This window comes from Streptomyces sp. NPDC107528, from assembly GCF_055639295.1.
On record NZ_JBVKAV010000009.1, the window covers coordinates 210,909 to 226,134 of the forward strand.

16 protein-coding genes are annotated in these 15,226 nt (G+C 71.3%); 13 read left to right on the forward strand and 3 right to left on the reverse strand.

The annotated features are described in order from the left end of the window. The first annotated feature begins 1 nt into the window (after position 1). From ACZ7L5_RS28115 to hypA, 13 genes are all read left to right on the forward strand, one after another. A complete protein-coding gene (locus tag ACZ7L5_RS28115) occupies positions 2 to 2,056 on the forward strand; it encodes an acetate--CoA ligase family protein (protein ID WP_471519808.1) in 2,055 nt (684 codons plus the stop codon). A 47-nt stretch (positions 2,057 to 2,103) separates the two neighbouring features. Beyond that, the gene (locus ACZ7L5_RS28120; protein ID WP_471519810.1) at positions 2,104 to 3,276 is read left to right on the forward strand and encodes an acyl-CoA dehydrogenase family protein; all 1,173 of its coding nucleotides are present in this window, start codon (positions 2,104 to 2,106) and stop codon (positions 3,274 to 3,276) included. Positions 3,277 to 3,316: 40 nt separating this feature from the next. Then, positions 3,317 to 4,489: an acyl-CoA dehydrogenase family protein gene (locus tag ACZ7L5_RS28125; RefSeq protein ID WP_383232867.1), complete on the forward strand. Its 1,173-nt coding sequence runs from the start codon at positions 3,317 to 3,319 to the stop codon at positions 4,487 to 4,489. Positions 4,490 to 4,523: 34 nt separating this feature from the next. After that, positions 4,524 to 5,426, forward strand: a complete 903-nt coding sequence (locus tag ACZ7L5_RS28130; protein ID WP_471519812.1) for a 3-hydroxybutyryl-CoA dehydrogenase — start codon at positions 4,524 to 4,526, stop codon at positions 5,424 to 5,426. Positions 5,427 to 5,473: 47 nt separating this feature from the next. Beyond that, positions 5,474 to 6,085, forward strand: coding sequence for a TetR/AcrR family transcriptional regulator (locus tag ACZ7L5_RS28135; protein WP_471519814.1), 612 nt, complete (start codon positions 5,474 to 5,476; stop codon positions 6,083 to 6,085). Positions 6,086 to 6,194: 109 nt separating this feature from the next. Next, positions 6,195 to 7,688 carry a hypothetical protein gene (locus ACZ7L5_RS28140; RefSeq protein WP_471519816.1) on the forward strand — a complete coding sequence of 498 codons (1,494 nt, stop codon included), beginning with the start codon at positions 6,195 to 6,197 and terminating at the stop codon, positions 7,686 to 7,688. A 1-nt stretch (position 7,689) separates the two neighbouring features. Continuing rightward, positions 7,690 to 8,778 (forward strand): NADH-quinone oxidoreductase subunit B family protein, encoded by a 1,089-nt coding sequence (locus tag ACZ7L5_RS28145; RefSeq protein WP_328883627.1) that lies wholly within the window; start codon positions 7,690 to 7,692, stop codon positions 8,776 to 8,778. A gap of 88 nt (positions 8,779 to 8,866) precedes the next feature. Beyond that, positions 8,867 to 10,660 carry a nickel-dependent hydrogenase large subunit gene (locus ACZ7L5_RS28150; RefSeq protein WP_471519818.1) on the forward strand — a complete coding sequence of 598 codons (1,794 nt, stop codon included), beginning with the start codon at positions 8,867 to 8,869 and terminating at the stop codon, positions 10,658 to 10,660. Then, complete coding sequence (locus ACZ7L5_RS28155; protein ID WP_471519820.1) at positions 10,653 to 11,219, forward strand: NifU family protein; 567 nt, start codon at positions 10,653 to 10,655, stop codon at positions 11,217 to 11,219. Before ACZ7L5_RS28150 ends, ACZ7L5_RS28155 begins: the two co-directional genes overlap by 8 nt. Further along, on the forward strand, positions 11,216 to 11,812 hold the full coding sequence (locus tag ACZ7L5_RS28160; RefSeq protein ID WP_471519822.1) for a DUF5947 family protein: 597 nt from the start codon (positions 11,216 to 11,218) through the stop codon (positions 11,810 to 11,812). The genes ACZ7L5_RS28155 and ACZ7L5_RS28160 overlap by 4 nt, the downstream gene beginning before the upstream one ends. Before the next feature lie 42 nt (positions 11,813 to 11,854). Next, positions 11,855 to 12,061 carry a hypothetical protein gene (locus ACZ7L5_RS28165; protein WP_383232847.1) on the forward strand — a complete coding sequence of 69 codons (207 nt, stop codon included), beginning with the start codon at positions 11,855 to 11,857 and terminating at the stop codon, positions 12,059 to 12,061. 22 nt (positions 12,062 to 12,083) lie between these two features. Further along, a complete protein-coding gene (locus tag ACZ7L5_RS28170) occupies positions 12,084 to 12,284 on the forward strand; it encodes a hypothetical protein (RefSeq protein ID WP_471519825.1) in 201 nt (66 codons plus the stop codon). Positions 12,285 to 12,291: 7 nt separating this feature from the next. Further along, a complete protein-coding gene (gene hypA, locus ACZ7L5_RS28175) occupies positions 12,292 to 12,648 on the forward strand; it encodes a hydrogenase maturation nickel metallochaperone HypA (protein WP_328884577.1) in 357 nt (118 codons plus the stop codon). A 55-nt stretch (positions 12,649 to 12,703) separates the two neighbouring features. Here hypA and hypE read toward each other — a convergent pair whose 3' ends face one another. The 3 genes from hypE to ACZ7L5_RS28190 are packed head-to-tail and all read right to left on the reverse strand — an operon-like array spanning position 12,704 to position 15,226. Further along, positions 12,704 to 13,774 carry a hydrogenase expression/formation protein HypE gene (hypE, locus tag ACZ7L5_RS28180; RefSeq protein WP_471519827.1) on the reverse strand — a complete coding sequence of 357 codons (1,071 nt, stop codon included), beginning with the start codon at positions 13,772 to 13,774 and terminating at the stop codon, positions 12,704 to 12,706. Then, on the reverse strand, positions 13,767 to 14,909 hold the full coding sequence (gene hypD, locus ACZ7L5_RS28185) for a hydrogenase formation protein HypD (protein WP_471519829.1): 1,143 nt from the start codon (positions 14,907 to 14,909) through the stop codon (positions 13,767 to 13,769). The genes hypE and hypD overlap by 8 nt, the downstream gene beginning before the upstream one ends. Beyond that, positions 14,906 to 15,226 carry a HypC/HybG/HupF family hydrogenase formation chaperone gene (locus ACZ7L5_RS28190; RefSeq protein ID WP_328883635.1) on the reverse strand — a complete coding sequence of 107 codons (321 nt, stop codon included), beginning with the start codon at positions 15,224 to 15,226 and terminating at the stop codon, positions 14,906 to 14,908. Before ACZ7L5_RS28190 ends, hypD begins: the two co-directional genes overlap by 4 nt.

Here is a 15,226-nt window from a genome sequence, read left to right on the forward strand (position 1 = left end):
CATGGGACGTGACCTGTCGGCCCTCTTCGACCCCGTATCCGTCGCCGTCGTCGGAGCCAGCGACGACCCGGCCAAGTACGGCCATGCCATAGCCGCCCAGGCGATCCGCGCCAACGGCCGCCGCCCCGTGCACATGGTCAACCGCCGTGGCGGCACGGTGCTCGGGCGGACCGTCGCCCCCAGCCTGAGCGCGATCGGCGAGCCCGTCGACCTCGCGGTGGTCTCCGTGCCCGCCGCCGGCTTCGAGGACGCCGTCGACGAGGCCCTGCGGTGCGGGGCCCGGGCGATCGTCGCCATCACCGCCGGATTCGCCGAGACCGGCGACGCGGGGCGGATACGGCAGCAGGCCGTCGCCGAACGCGTACGCGCCGCCGGTGCCGTGATGGTCGGCCCCAACTGTCTCGGGATCGCCGACAACACCACCGACCTCTTCCTGGCCTCCGACACCTTCACTCCGGGCGGAGTCGCGCTCCTGAGCCAGAGCGGCAACCTCGCCCTCGAACTCCAGCTCCGCTTCCGCCCGCACGGCCTCGGTTTCTCGCGGTTCGTCTCGCTCGGCAACCAGGCCGACGTCACCCTCGTCGACCTCCTCGCCGACTGCGCCAGGCACGAGGGCACCCGGGCCATCGCGGTCTACGCCGAGGACTTCGGCGACGGACGCGCCTTCGCCGAGGCCGCCGCCGACGCCGGCAAGCCCGTGGTGCTGCTCACCGCCGGACGCGGCGACGCCTCAGCGCGCAGCGCACAGTCCCACACCGGCGCGCTGACCACGTCGGCCGACGTCGTGACCGCGGCCTGCCGGGACGCCGGCGTGGAACTCGTCGCCACACCCCGCGAACTCACTGTCGCCGTGGCCGCGTTGAGCGGCGCGAGGCGGGCATCGGGACGCCGGGTCGCCGTGCTCACCGACGGCGGCGGACACGGCGTCGTCGCCGCCGACGCCGTCGAGGCGGCCGGCCTGACCGTGCCCGAACTCCACGAGCCGACACGGCAGCAGCTGAGGGAGGCCCTGTGGGAACAGTCGGCCGTCGCCAACCCCGTGGACCTCGCCGGCATGGGTGAGCAGGACCCCGCCTCGTACGCGGAGACCATCGCCGCGCTCCTTGCGGCCGAGGAGGTCGACGCCGTGCTGATGACCGGCTACTTCGGCGGCTACGCGGCGGCCGAAGGCGGGCTCGGCGGAGGCGGCAAGGCCCTTGCGGACGGGGAGGAGGAGGCCGCTCGCCTCATCGCCGCCCGGCACCGCGCCACCGCCAAGCCGCTCGTCGTGCAGTCCATGTACCCCGAGTCCCCGAGCTGCCGCACCCTCGCCGCGGCCGGCATCCCGGTCTTCGCCGCCACCGAGGACTCCGCCCGCGCCCTCGCCGCGACGGCACCCGTGGCACAGCGCACCGGTGTCACCCCCCTTCCCGTGCCGGCGTCCCCGCTGCGCGAGAGCGGCTACATGGAGACCCGCCGAGCCCTCGAAGGGGCCGGACTCGCCTTCCCCGCGGCCCGCGAGATCCACGACGAGGCCGAACTGCTCGCGGCTGCCGGGGAGTTCAGTGGCCCGTACGTCCTCAAGGCCCTCCATCTGCTCCACAAGTCCGACGCGGGCGGAGTGGTACTCGGCCTGGCCGGACCCGACGAACTGCTCGCCGCCTTCCGTGAGATGCACGCCCGGCTCGGCGCCTCCTCCTACTCCGTGGAGGCCATGGCCGACCTGACCGACGGCATCGAGCTGATCGTCGGCGTCAACCGCGACCCGCGCTTCGGCCCCGTCGCCATGGTCGGGCTCGGCGGAGTGCTGGCGGAGGCCCTGCACGACGTCGCCTTCACCCTCGCCCCCGTGCCCGCCGAACGGGCCGTGAGCCTGCTGCGCGGACTGCGCACCGCCGCCCTCCTCGACGGGGTGCGGGGCAAACCGCCCGTCGACGTCGAAGCGGCCGCGAAGGCCGTCGAGGCGATCACCGCGTTCGCCGCCGCCCACCCGGAGATCGCCGAGATCGAGGTCAACCCCCTTCTCGTACGCCCCGATGGAGCACTCGCCCTCGACTCCCGCGCCGTACTCGCCTGACCCCCCTCCCCGCACGCCGTACCCCCGACCTGACCGAAGAGGCCCCCATGGACATGCGCTACACCCCCGAGCAGGCCGACCTCAAGCGCCGCGCCGCCGAGTACTCCCGCCTGCTGATGCGGTACGAGGACCAGTCCGAGCAGGCCGGCGGACCCCTGCCGCAGCAGCTGGTGACCGAACTGACCCGGGCCGCCATGGACGCCGGCGTCTACGCCATCAACATGCCCGCCGAATGGGGCGGCGCCGGACTCAGCCTGCTCGACCAGGTCATCGTCGAGGAGGAGTTCGGCAAGGTCACCAACTGCCTCTGGGACATCCCATGGCGGCCCGCCAACGTGCTGGCCTACGGCGACGAGCGGCAGCGCGAGAAGTACCTGCTGCCCGTGATCCGCGCGGAGAAGTTCGACGCGTTCGCGGTGACCGAGCCGGGCGCGGGATCCGACCCGTCCTCCGGCACCTCCACGGCCGACCGCACCGACGGCGGCTGGGTGCTCAACGGCGAGAAGTGGTTCGTCACCTGCGGCGACATCGCCGACTTCCTGCTGGTGCAGGCGGACGCCGGACCCGAGCGGCAGCCCACGCTGTTCTTCGTCGACCGGGCCGCGCCCGGCGTCGAGATGACCAGGGTCCCCCACTTCATGCACTCCGCCGTCAACGGGCACCCCGAGTTCACCTTCACCGACGTCTTCGTCGCCGACGAGGACGTGCTCGGCGGCGTCGGCAACGGCTACGACCTCACCAAGGAATGGTTCACCGACGAACGCCTGATGATCGCGGCCCGCACGGTCGGCGCGGCCGAGCGTGCCCTGCAACTCGCCCGCGACTGGGCCGTGGAGCGCGAGCAGTTCGGGGCGCCCATCGCCTCGTACCAGCTGATCCAGGGCATGCTCGCCGACTGCGCCGTCGACATCGCCGTCAATCGTGCCTACACCCACCAGGTCGCGTGGGAGGCCGACCAGCCCGGCACCGACCGCAAGACGCTGCACGCCAAGGCCTCCACCGCCAAGCTCGCCGCCAGCGAGGCCGCCGGCCGGGTCGCCGACCGCTGTCTGCAGATCTTCGGCGGCCGGGGCTACGACCGCACCTACCCCGTCGAGCGCATGTACCGCGAGCTGCGCGTCGACCGGATCTGGGAGGGCACCTCCGAGATCCAGCGGCTGATCATCGCCAACGAGCTCATCAAGCGCGGCACGCGCGCCCTTGCTCTGCCCACGCCCTGAAACCGCCCACCCGTCACATCACCGCACAGCGAGGACTTCCATGGACTTCCGTCTCACCCCGCGCCAGGTTCAGCTCAAGGCCGACGCACGCGCCCTCACCGACTTCATCGCCGGTTACGAGATCCAGTGCGAGGAGGACAACGGCCTGCCCGCCGACGCCCACGCCAAGGTGCGCGACGCCGTGCTGGACGCCGGACTCCAGGCCGTCAACATGCCGGCCGAGTGGGGCGGCGCCGGCCTCACCATCGCCGAACAGGTCACCGTGCAGGAGGAGTTGGGGCGGCTCACCGGCGCCCTGTGGGACATGGTGTGGCGGCCGGCGAACGCGTTGCGCTTCTGCACCCCCGAGCAGCGCGAGCGCTTCCTCGTCCCGGTGATCAACGGCGAGCGGCGCGACTGCTACGCCGTCACCGAGCCCGGCGCCGGCTCCGACCCGCAGAACCTGGCCACCACGGCGACGAAGAACGACCAGGGCTGGGTGCTCAACGGCGAGAAGTGGTTCGTGACCGTCGGCGACCACGCCGACTTCATGATCGTGCTCGCGGCGGCAGGCCCCGAGCGCGCACCCACCCTCTTCCTGGTCGACAAGGACACCCCCGGCATCGAGATGACGCGCGTCCCGCGCTGGATGCACACCTTCGTCTACGAGCACCCCGAGTTCACGTTCACCGACGTCCAGGTCGGCGAGGACGCGGTGCTCGGCGGCATCGGCGAGGGGTACGACATCACGCGCTCGTGGTTCACCGAGGAGCGCCTGATGATCGCCGCCCGCACCATCGGCGCGGCCGAGCGGGCGCTGGAGCTGTCCCGTGACTGGGCCGTGGAGCGCGAGCAGTTCGGGGCGCCGATCTCCTCGTATCAGCTGATCCAGGGCATGCTCGCCGACTGCGCCGTGGACATCGCCGTCAACCGTGCCTACACCCACCAGGTCGCCTGGGAGATCGACCAGGCCTCGGCCGAGGACCGCAAGACGCTGCACGCCAAGGCGGCCATCGCCAAGCTCGCGGCGAGCGAGGCCTCGGGCCGGGTGATCGACCGGTGCCTCCAGATCCACGGCGGGCGCGGCTACGACCGCTCGTACGCCGTCGAGCGGCTCTACCGCGAGCTGCGCGTGGACCGTATCTGGGAGGGCACCTCCGAGATCCAGCGGCTGATCATCGCCAACGAGCTCATCAAGCGCGGCTCCGGGGTCCTGGACCTGCCCAGCGCCTGACCCGCACCGCCGCAGACCAGAGAGAGGGATACGGATGACCGACATCAACCGCGTGGGAGTCGTCGGCTGCGGGCTGATGGGCGCCGGCATCGCCGAGGTCTGCGCACGGGCCGACGTACCGGTCACGGTCGTGGAGCGCGATGCGGAGGCGGCCCGGGCCGGCCGCCTCCGCATCACCCGCTCGCTCGACCGGGCCACCGCACACGGCAGGCTCAGCGACGAACGACGGGAGGCCGCCGCGGCCCTGGTCACCGTCGTGCACGACATCGAGGCGCTGCACGACCACGACCTGGTCATCGAAGCGGTCGCCGAGGACGAGGCCCTCAAGATCGACGTCTTCACCCGCCTCGACTCCGTGATCACCGGCGACGACACGATCCTGGCGACCAACACGTCCTCCATCCCGGTCATCAGGCTCGCCGCCGCGACGACCCGCCCCGACCGGGTCGTCGGCGTGCACTTCTTCAACCCCGTACCGGTCCTGCGGCTCGTCGAACTCGTGCCGTCGCTGCTCACCTCGCCGGCCACGGCGGCACGGGCCGAGGAGTTCGTGACCGGCACCCTCGGCAAGGAGGTGGTCCGGACCCGGGACAAGGCGGGTTTCGTCGTCAACGCGCTCCTCGTGCCCTACCTCCTGGCCGCCGTCCGCATGGTGGAGTCGGGCAGCGCGACCGTCGAGGACGTCGACCGCGGCATGGTCCTCGGCTGCGCGCACCCCCTCGGCCCGCTCGCCCTGACCGACCTGATCGGCCTGGACACCACACGCGCCATCGCCGAGTCGCTGTACGCCGAATTCCGCGAGCCCCAGTACTCGCCACCCCCACTGCTGTCCCGCATGGTGGAGGCCGGGTTGCTGGGGCGGAAGTCCGGGCGGGGCTTCCACGCGTACGACGCACAGGGCCGTCCCGAGGCCGCGGCACCGGCGGCGCGGCCGTGAGGGAAGATGGTCATGGCCTACGTCCACGGAATGAGGGGAGCCCGAGGGTGACCACGAAGGTGCGCACGGCAGACACACGCGAGCGCATCCTGACCGCGGCGTGCGAGGTCATCGCCGACATCGGGTTCGAGAAGATCCGGATGCGCATGGTCGCCGAGCGGGCCGGTGTGTCGACGGCGCTGCTGCACTATCACTTCGACACGCGCGAGAAGCTGTTCACCGAGGCGATGACCCACTCCTTCGCCAACACGGCCGTCGACGTCGAACGTGACGCGGAAACGGCCCCGGCGGCGGTCATCCTGGCCCGCATCCTGCGCAACCTCCTGCCCACCGACCCCCAGCTCCACCAGGACTGGCGGCTCTGGCAGGAACTGTGGGTCCGGGCGCTGCGCGACGAGACCACGCGCGTCTTCGCCGTCGACCTGTACGGCCAACTGCACGCCTGGGTGGGCGACGCGGTACGACGCGGTATCGCCTCCGGCGAGTTCACGCCGACCGACGTGGACGACCTCAGCACCCTCGTCCTGTCCCTCAGCGACGGCTACGGCATCCGCCTCATGCTGCGCGACCCGACGGTCACCCTCGACAAGGCGCTCACCTCCATCTGGCGCCATGTCTCCGCCGCGCTGGGCCTGCCGGCGACCGTGCCGTCGGACTGAGCCTCCTACCCGAATGGCCCATCGCCGCTGCGCCGGAGGAGGCGAGGGTGGGTGAGTGGTGTGAGCGTGGTGGAAGGGATGCGCGTGCACACTGCGACGAGGAGGCGCGATGACGGCGGAGGGACGGGCCGAGGGCGGCACAGCATGCGCTGACCCCGGGCAGGGCGTGGGCGTATTCGAGCAGGTGAGTGCGGTCGCCGACGCCGTCCTCTACGAGGGCTACCTCCTGTATCCGTATCGGCGCTCCTCGGCCAAGAACCGCGTCCGCTGGCAGTTCGGGGTGCTGTTCCCCCGGGACTGGGTGGAGTCGGACGGTCCCGTCGTCGCCGGTGTCTCCGGCTCCGCCGACTCCTGGTACCAGCAGACCGAGTGCCTGCTGAGGCTCCGGCAGCCCGGTGCGGCCGTACGGGTGCGACTGCGCTGTCTGCAGATGCAGCGCAAGCAGGTCGAGGAAACGGGACGGGACGGCGAACACCGCCCCGTCGAGTCGTTGCGCACCGAGGACGGCACGACCCATCTGACCTTCGACGAGGCCGTACCGCGCGAGTTCGATGCCGTGGTGCCTGTGGACGAGCTCCTTCGTGGCGCACACACCGTCGCGGTGACAGCGCCGGCCGGTGTGGAGGTCGAGCCCCTGCCGGGACACGCCGGGCGGGTGGTGCGGCGCCGCGAGGAGGTACGGGCGAGCCTCACCGTCGCCGCCGAGCGGCTCGCGCCGTATCTCTGCCGCCTCCGGGTGCGCACCACGAACACGGGATCCGCGCCGGATTCTCGAACCCCGCGCGACGAGGCGCTGCGCCGAGCGCTCATCGCCACGCACACCCTCATCGGCGGTGACGGGGTGGAGTTCGTCTCGCCGACCGATCCGCCCGCGGAACTGTGTGCCCATGCGAGGGCGTGCCGCAACGAGTTCACGTTCCCCGTGCTCGGCGGTGACCCCGACGAGGTCGGACGCGTCCTGCTGTCCGCCCCGATCATCCTGCCCGACCACCCCCAGGTCGCCCCGGAGAGCCCCGGCGACCTGCACGACGCGGCGGAGATCGACGAGATCCTCACCCTGCGCACCATGCTGCTGACCGACGAGGAGAAGCGCGAGGCGCGCGCCACCGACCCGCGGGCCGCCGCGATCCTCGACCGGGTCGACACCATGCCTCAGGAAGTCTTCGAGCGGCTGCACGGCGCCGTCCGCTCCCTGACTCCGTCAACCCATGCCACCCCCGTCGCCCCGGCCGCCCCGGTCACCCTGGCAACCCCGCCCGCCGAACGACCGGCCTGGTGGCAGGAAGGCGCCGACGACGGTCTATCGCCGTCCACCGACACCGTGCTCGTGGACGGCGTACCCCTCGGCTCGGGCAGCCGCGTAAGGCTCCGTCCGCGGGGACGCGGAGCCGACGCCCAGGACATGTTCCTGGCCGGGCGGACCGCCGAGGTCGCGGCCGTGTTCCATGACGTGGACGGCAGCGTGCACCTCGCCGTCACCGTCGACGACGATCCCGCGGCCGAACTGCACACCTGGTACGGCCGCTTCCTCTACTTCCGGCCGGACGAACTCGAGCCCCTGGAGCCCGCTCCATCCGAAACCCCCCGCAGCGGAGGCCGATGACATGGCAACGCACAGCAGTACCGCCGAGGTCAGCAAAGAACCCAGTCGCGGCGAGGACCGCGAGGGCTTCGACGAGATCACCATCCTGTGGATCTCCGAGGGCATGAGCTGTGACGGCGACACCGTCTCCCTCACCGCCGCCGACCAGCCCTCCATCGAGGACCTGGTCCTCGGTCTGATCCCGGGTCTGCCGAAGGTGAACCTGGTCAACAAGGTGCTCTCGCCCAGCCTGGGCGGCGAGGACTTCCTCGCTCCATACCGGGCCGCAGTACGGGGCGATTTGTCACCGTTCATCCTCGTAATCGAGGGTTCGATCCCCAACCAGAACATCATCGAGGGCGACGGCTACTGGACGTCGTTCGGCAACGACCCGGAGACCGGTGAGCCGCAGACCCTGAACTGGTGGATCGACCAACTGGCCCCCAAGGCCTGGGCGGTGGTGGCCGCCGGCACCTGCGCCACCTTCGGTGGCATCCACGCCATGTCCGGCAACCCGACGGGCTGCATGGGCCTCGCCGACTACCTCGGCTGGGACTACACCTCCCAGGGCGGCCTGCCGATCGTCAACGTGCCCGGCTGTCCGATCCAGCCCGAGAACTTCATGGAGACCCTGGTCTGGGTCCTCTACCACGCGGCCGGCTCCGCACCCCCGCCCCCGCTGGACCACATGCTGCGCCCGCAGTGGCTGTTCGGCAGGACGGTCCACGAGGGCTGCGACCGCGGCTCGTACTACGAGCAGGCCAACTTCGCCAAGGACTACAACTCGCCCAAGTGCCTCGTGAAGACGGGGTGTTGGGGACCGGTCGTCAACTGCAACGTGCCCAAGCGCGGCTGGATGGCCGGCATCGGCGGCTGCCCGAACGTCGGCGGCATCTGCATCGGCTGCACGATGCCCGGCTTCCCCGACGCGTTCATGCCCTTCATGGACGAGCCCCCGGGCGGCACGCTCTCGTCCCTGGCCATCAAGCCGTACGGGGCCGTCATCCGCAGGCTGCGCGGCATGACGAACGAGCTGGTCAACCACGAGCCCAGGTGGCGTCACAACAAGCGCAAGCTGACCAGCGGCTACGACCCGCACTGGCGCCCCTGATGACGCCGCGCGCGCAGGTCCGCACGCCGCACGACCCCCACCTCACGACCCACCCGCACATCACCGACAGCGAGGGGCAGCACCGCAGATGACCACCACCGAGGCCCGGCCCACGGACCGCAAGCCGCCACAACTCGTGGACATGTCCTGGGATCCGATCACCCGGATCATCGGGAACCTGGGCATCTACACGAAGATCGACTTCGCCAACCGGGAAGTCGTGGAATGCCACAGCACCTCGTCCCTCTTCCGCGGTTACTCCGTGTTCATGAAGGGCAAGGATCCGCGCGACGCCGGCTTCATCACGTCCCGGATCTGCGGCATCTGCGGCGACAACCACACCACTTGCTCCGACTACGCCCAGCAGATGGCCTACGGCGTCAAGCCGCCCCCGCTGGCCGAGCACATCGTCAACCTCGGCGAAGCGGCCGAGTACATGTTCGACCACACGATCTTCCAGGACAACCTGGTCTTCGTGGACTTCTGCGAGGCGATGGTCAAGGCCACCAACCCCGGTCTGCTGGCCCGCGCCGAACGCACCGAGGCGCCTCGCGGCGAGATCCACGGCTACCGCACGATCGCCGACATCATGAAGGCCTTCAACCCCTTCGAGGGCGAGGTCTACAAGGAGGCCCTGAAGGTCAGCCGGGTCACCCGCGAGATGTTCTGCCTGATGGAGGGGCGGCACGTCCACCCGTCCACGCTGTACCCGGGCGGCGTCGGCACGATGCCGCAGCCGACCGCCTTCACCGACTACCTCAGCCGGCTCATGCGGGTCATCGACTTCGTGAAGAAGGCCGTCGCCATGAACGACGACGTCTTCGACTTCTTCTACGAGGCACTGCCCGGCTACGAGGAGGTCGGCCGCCGCCGCGTCCTGCTGGGCTGCTGGGGCGCCTTCCAGGACCCCAAGGTCGTCGACTACCGCTACGAGACGATGAACACCTGGGGCAAGGCGATGTACGTCACCCCCGGCATCATCGTCGACGGCGAACTCGTCACCAACAACCTCGTCGACATCAACCTCGGCCTGCGCATCATGCTCGGCAGCTCGTACTACGAGGACTGGGTGAACGAGTCGCCCTTCGTCACGCACGACCCGCTCGGCAACCCCGTCGACATGCGCCACCCGTGGAACCAGACCACCGTCCCGGTGCCGCAGAAGCGCAATTTCGACGACAAGTACAGCTGGGTCATGAGCCCGCGCTGGTACGACAAGCGGACCGACCAGCACCTCGCCCTCGACACCGGCGGCGGCCCGCTCGCCCGGCTGTGGTCGACCGCGCTGAGCGGCCTGGTCGACACCCCGTACATCAAGGCCACCGGGCACAGCGTGCGCATCTCGCTGCCCAAGGGCGAGACCCTGCCGGAGACCACCCTGGAGTGGCGCATCCCGCAGTGGAGCAACACCATCGAGCGCGACCGCGCCCGGCCCTACTTCGTCGCCTACGCGGCCGCCATGGCCCTGCAGTTCCTGGAAGAGGCCATGGGGCTGGTGCGGGCCGGCGAGACCAAGGTCTTCGAGAACTACGAGGTGCCCGACGAGGCCATCGGCTGCGGATTCCACGAGGCGGTCCGCGGTGTCCTCTCGCACCACCTGGTGATCAAGGACAAGAAGATCGCCAACTACCACCCGTACCCGCCCACCCCGTGGAACGCCAGCCCGCGCGACATCTACGGCACCCCCGGGCCGTACGAGGACGCCGTACAGGGCCAGCCCATCTTCGAGGAGAACGGGCCGGACGACTTCAAGGGCGTCGACATCATGCGCACGGTCCGCAGCTTCGACCCCTGTCTGCCGTGCGGCGTCCACATGTACGTCGGCAAGGGCAAGACGCTCACCACCCTGCACTCGCCGACGTACGGGGCGAACCATGGCTGAGGCCGGTGCCGCCCGCCTGGCGGACCCGGACGTGGAGGCCCGGCTCGCCCGGCTCGACGAGCTGCTGGCGAGCCTGGAGTCCGCACCCGGCCCCACCACCCGCTCCGCGACCGAGGCGGTGGGGCTGCTGACCGAGGTCTACGGCGAGGCGCTGGCCCGCGTCATGGACCACGCGGACGGCCCGCTGGCCGAGCGCCTGGCCGACGACGAGTTGCTGGGCCATCTGCTGGTCCTGCACGACGTCCACCCGGAGCCGGCCGAGCTCCGGGCGGCCCGCGCGGTGGAACGGCTGCGTCCCGCCGTACAGGAACGCGGCGGTGACGTGGAGTGGGCCGGCGTGGAGGGACGGGTGGCCCGGGTGCGCATGACGTCGGGCGGCGGATGCGGCTCCGGGTGCGGTGCCGGTGCCGGTGCCTTGGACGTCACCGACGCGGTCCGCGAGGCGGTGCTCGCCGTGGCTCCCGAGCTGACGGCGGTGGAACCGCTGACGGCCGCTCCTCCTGCACCCGCCCCCGCGTTCGTACCGCTCGCCACGCTGACGCATCGGGGCGCACGGTGACCACCGACGGAGCCCTGGCCCGCCTCATCCGCTCCTCGGCCGACCGCACCGCGGCGGCCGGGGCGGAGGCGTGCGACCTGTGCGCCGCGCCGGTGCCGGACGAGCACGCGCACCTGTACGACACCGGGCAGGACGAGGTGCGGTGCGTCTGCGGCCCCTGCTCGGTGCTGTTCGCCGGTGCCGGGGCGGGTGACGGGCACTACCGGTTGGTGCCCCGGCGCCGGATCCGGCTGCCCAAGGTCGACACGGCGGCGCTGGGCGTACCAGTCGGCCTGGTCTTCTTCGTGCCCCGCGCGGACGGCACCGTCACCGCGCAGGGCCCGAGTCCGGCGGGTGCCATGCGCTGGGAGGTGGACGCGGCGGCGTGGATCGGGCTCGCCGAGACGTGTCCGCAGCTCGCCTCCGTGGAACCCGAGGTGGAGGCACTGCTGGTGAACACCGTCCACGGCCTCGACCACCACTGGATCGTGCCGATCGACGACTGCTACCGGATGGTCGCAGTCGTACGCCGGGAATGGCGCGGCCTGTCCGGCGGCGGCCAGGTCTGGCCGGCCGTCGAGCGGTTCTTCGAGGACCTCACCGAGCGGTCCTGAGCACGTACTCCGCAGGTCGGAGGCGAGGAAGGAGATCACCCCATGGGCAGCATCAGAGTGGGCCGGGCCCAGGCGAAGCCCGACACCCCCGGGCACGTGGCCGGCATTCACCAGGGCAACCGGGGGCGGTACAAGGACCAGAAGGGCCACCACGAGGACGGCACCGCCGACGCGCGCCGTTCCACCGGGATCCATTGGAAACGGCATGACGTGCTCGTGGAGACCATGCCGAACATCTCACCGGGATGAGAGACAGCAGGGAGTCGCCGCAATGAAGGTCCAACGAGCACAGTGGTCGGCTGCCACGGGCAGACGAGCCGGAAAGAGCGGACAGCGGGTGCTGATGGCCGAGGCGGCCCTGGTGGGCGGTCTGGTCCTCGCCGCGCTGGTCTGGGAGTTGCCCAGCCTCAGGCGCGAGGCGCGGATCTGGCGGATGGCCGGCGGGTTCCGCGCCGGTCGCCGGTACCCGTGAGCCGGTGGTGCACGAGCTGTCGATCGCGACCGCGATCATCGAGCGGGCCGGTGAGCTGGCCCGGGCGGACGGAACCGAGTCCGTCTCGGCGGTGACCGTCCGGGTCGGCGAACTGGCGGGCGTCGTCCCCGACGCCCTGGATTTCGCCTTCGAGGTGGCCCGGGACGGGACCCCCCTCGCCGAGGCGCGCCTCGTGGTCGAGCAGATCCCCGCGCAGGCCTGGTGCGGTCCGTGCGCCGAGGAGTTCCCGGTGGGCATGCCCCCGTTCTTCTGGTGCCCGCGCTGCGACGTGCCCTCCACGGACCTGCGCAGCGGCCGGGAACTGGAGATCGCCGGGATCGAGCCGTTACCGGCCTCGGCATAGCGTGCGTGGGCCCCGCCGAACACCCTCGGCGGGGCCCACGCACGTCCAGACCCGATCAGCAGATACGCGGCAGCTGCTCACCCAGCGGCAGATCCACCACCCGGGTCCCGCCGAGCCCGGTGGCCACCACCACCATCCCGGGGTGATCGGCGACGCACTCGCCGATCAGTGTGGCCCCGGCGCCCTGCGGGTGGGCGCGCATCGCCGCGAGGACCTCCTCCGCCTCCGTCGGCGGCACGAAGGCGACCAGCCGGCCCTCGTTGGCGACGTAGAGCGGGTCGAGCCCCAGGAAACCGCAGGCGTTCGCCACCGCGTCCGGCACCGGAATGGCCCGCTCCCGCAGCCGCACACCGGTTCCGGAGGCCCGCGCGATCTCGTTGAGCGACGCGGCCAGACCGCCCCTGGTGGGGTCGCGCAGCACATGGATGTCCGGGGTGACCGCCAGCATGGCCGCCACCAGGCCGGCCAGCGGCGCGGTGTCGCTGGCCACCTCCACCCCGAACTCCAGGCCCTCCCGCACACTCATGATCGCCACCCCGTGCAGGCCGATCGGCCCGCTGACGATGACGGCGTCACCGGGCCGGGCACGCTGGGGCCGGATGTCCACCCCGTCGGGCACGACTCCCACCCCGGCGGTGGTGACGTACACGCCGTCGCCGTGCCCGGACTCCACCACCTTGGTGTCACCCGTGGCGATCGTGACCCCGGCCGCCTCGGCCGCCGCGCCCATGGCCCGCGCGATCCGCTCGACCACGGTCAGCCCGACGCCCTCCTCCAGCACGAAGGCGGCGGACAGATACGCGGGCTCGGCGCCGCTCATCGCCAGGTCGTTGACGGTGCCGTTGACCGCGAGGTCGCCGAGGCAGCCGCCGGGGAAGAACAGCGGCCTGACCACGTAGGAGTCGGTGGAGAACGCCAGCCGCGCGCCGCCCAGTTCGAGGACTGCGGAGTCCGCGAGCCCGGCCAGCGTGGCATTGCCGTAGGCGGGGGTGAAGACCTGCTCCATCAGCTCCGCCGACAGCGCTCCGCCGCCGCCGTGCCCCATCACCACCACCCCCTGGTCGCGCAGCGGGGCGGGGCAGGACCAGTTGGCCGGGTCCACCGTCTCGGCGAGTTGTTCAGGCAACGGGGTTCATCTCCTCCCGCGCGGCCCGGTCGGCCTGCGGAGTCGGCGCGTTCATGCGGCGGTACAGGTAGTAGGCCGCGCAGGCACCCTCGCTGGAGACCATGGTGGCGCCGAGCGGAGTGCGCGGAGTGCAGGTGGTGCCGAACGCGGCGCACGCGGTCGGTTTGATCAGCCCCTGGAGGACCTCGCCGCTGCGGCACTCGGCGGGCTCCTCGGTGCGGATGCCGCCGACATCGAAGCGGTGCTCGGCGTCGTACGCACGGAAGGCGTCGGCCAGCCGCCAGCCGCTCAGCGGGATGCGCCCGATGCCGCGCCAGTTCCGGTCGGTGACCTCGAACACCTCCTCGATCATGCGCACGGCGGCCGGGTTGCCCTCCTCGCGCACGGCGCGCGGGTACGCGTTCTCCACCCGGTGCTCACCGCGCTCCAGCTGGCGCACCGCCCGGCGGATGCCCTCCAGGATGTCCAGCGGTTCGAAGCCGGTCACCACCATCGGAACGCCGAACCGCTCGGCGAGCCCCGGATACTCGCCCGTCCCCATCACGCTGCACACATGCCCGGCCGCCAGGAAGCCCTGCACCCGGCACTCCGGCGCCGTCATGATCGCCTCGATCGCCGGGGGCACCCGCACATGCGACACCAGCAGGCTGAAGTTGGTCAGGCCCAGCCGGCGCGCCTGGTGCACGGCCATCGCGTTGGCCGGTGCCGTCGTCTCGAAGCCGATCGCGAAGAACACCACCTCCCGGTCCGGGTTGCGGCGGGCCAGCTCCAGGGCGTCGAGCGGCGAGTAGACCACGCGTACGTCGCCGCCCTCGCCCTTGACCCGGAACAGGTCGCGGTCGGTGCCCGGCACCCGGAGCATGTCGCCGAAGGAGCAGAAGATCACGTCGGGCCGCGAGGCGATCTCCAGCGCCTGGTCGATGACGTCCAGCGGCGTGACACAGACGGGGCAGCCGGGGCCGTGGATCAACTCCACCTTCTCGGGCAGCAGTTGGTCGATGCCGTGCCGGATGATCGAGTGGGTCTGCCCGCCGCACACCTCCATCAGGGCCCAGGGCCGGGTGGCGGTGGCACGGATCTCGTCCAGCAGCCGCCGCGCGAGATCGGGGTCGTTGAACTCGTCGATGTACTTCACCGGGCCTCACTCCCGCTGTCCTGGCGGTCCGCCACCGCGGCCCCGCCCGCCTCCTTGGCCGCCTGCTCCCAGGCGTCCCCGAACTCCTCCTCCAGCAGCCCCAGTTCCTCGAAGAGCTTCAGGGAGGCCAGTGCCGACTCCTCGTCCAGGCGCTGGAGCGCGAAGCCGACGTGCACGATGACGTACTCACCCACCTGCACGTCGCTCACGTACTCCAGACACGCCTCTTTCTGCACCCCACCGAAGTCGATCAGCCCGGTGAGCGGATCCGCGGTGTCGTCGATGGACACGACCTTGCCGGGCACTGCCAAGCACAT

Excerpts from the sequence above, each read along its gene's own strand:
- ACZ7L5_RS28130 (WP_471519812.1), top strand. The coding sequence starts at position 4,524 with ATGACCGACATCAACCGCGTGGGAGTCGTCGGCTGCGGGCTGATGGGC.
- ACZ7L5_RS28115 (WP_471519808.1), top strand. The coding sequence starts at position 2 with ATGGGACGTGACCTGTCGGCCCTCTTCGACCCCGTATCCGTCGCCGTC.
- ACZ7L5_RS28120 (WP_471519810.1), top strand. The coding sequence starts at position 2,104 with ATGGACATGCGCTACACCCCCGAGCAGGCCGACCTCAAGCGCCGCGCC.
- ACZ7L5_RS28170 (WP_471519825.1), top strand. The coding sequence starts at position 12,084 with ATGAAGGTCCAACGAGCACAGTGGTCGGCTGCCACGGGCAGACGAGCC.
- ACZ7L5_RS28155 (WP_471519820.1), top strand. The coding sequence starts at position 10,653 with ATGGCTGAGGCCGGTGCCGCCCGCCTGGCGGACCCGGACGTGGAGGCC.
- ACZ7L5_RS28140 (WP_471519816.1), top strand. The coding sequence starts at position 6,195 with ATGACGGCGGAGGGACGGGCCGAGGGCGGCACAGCATGCGCTGACCCC.
- ACZ7L5_RS28165 (WP_383232847.1), top strand. The coding sequence starts at position 11,855 with ATGGGCAGCATCAGAGTGGGCCGGGCCCAGGCGAAGCCCGACACCCCC.
- ACZ7L5_RS28190 (WP_328883635.1), bottom strand. The coding sequence starts at position 15,226 with ATGTGCTTGGCAGTGCCCGGCAAGGTCGTGTCCATCGACGACACCGCG.
- ACZ7L5_RS28145 (WP_328883627.1), top strand. The coding sequence starts at position 7,690 with ATGGCAACGCACAGCAGTACCGCCGAGGTCAGCAAAGAACCCAGTCGC.
- ACZ7L5_RS28125 (WP_383232867.1), top strand. The coding sequence starts at position 3,317 with ATGGACTTCCGTCTCACCCCGCGCCAGGTTCAGCTCAAGGCCGACGCA.
- ACZ7L5_RS28150 (WP_471519818.1), top strand. The coding sequence starts at position 8,867 with ATGACCACCACCGAGGCCCGGCCCACGGACCGCAAGCCGCCACAACTC.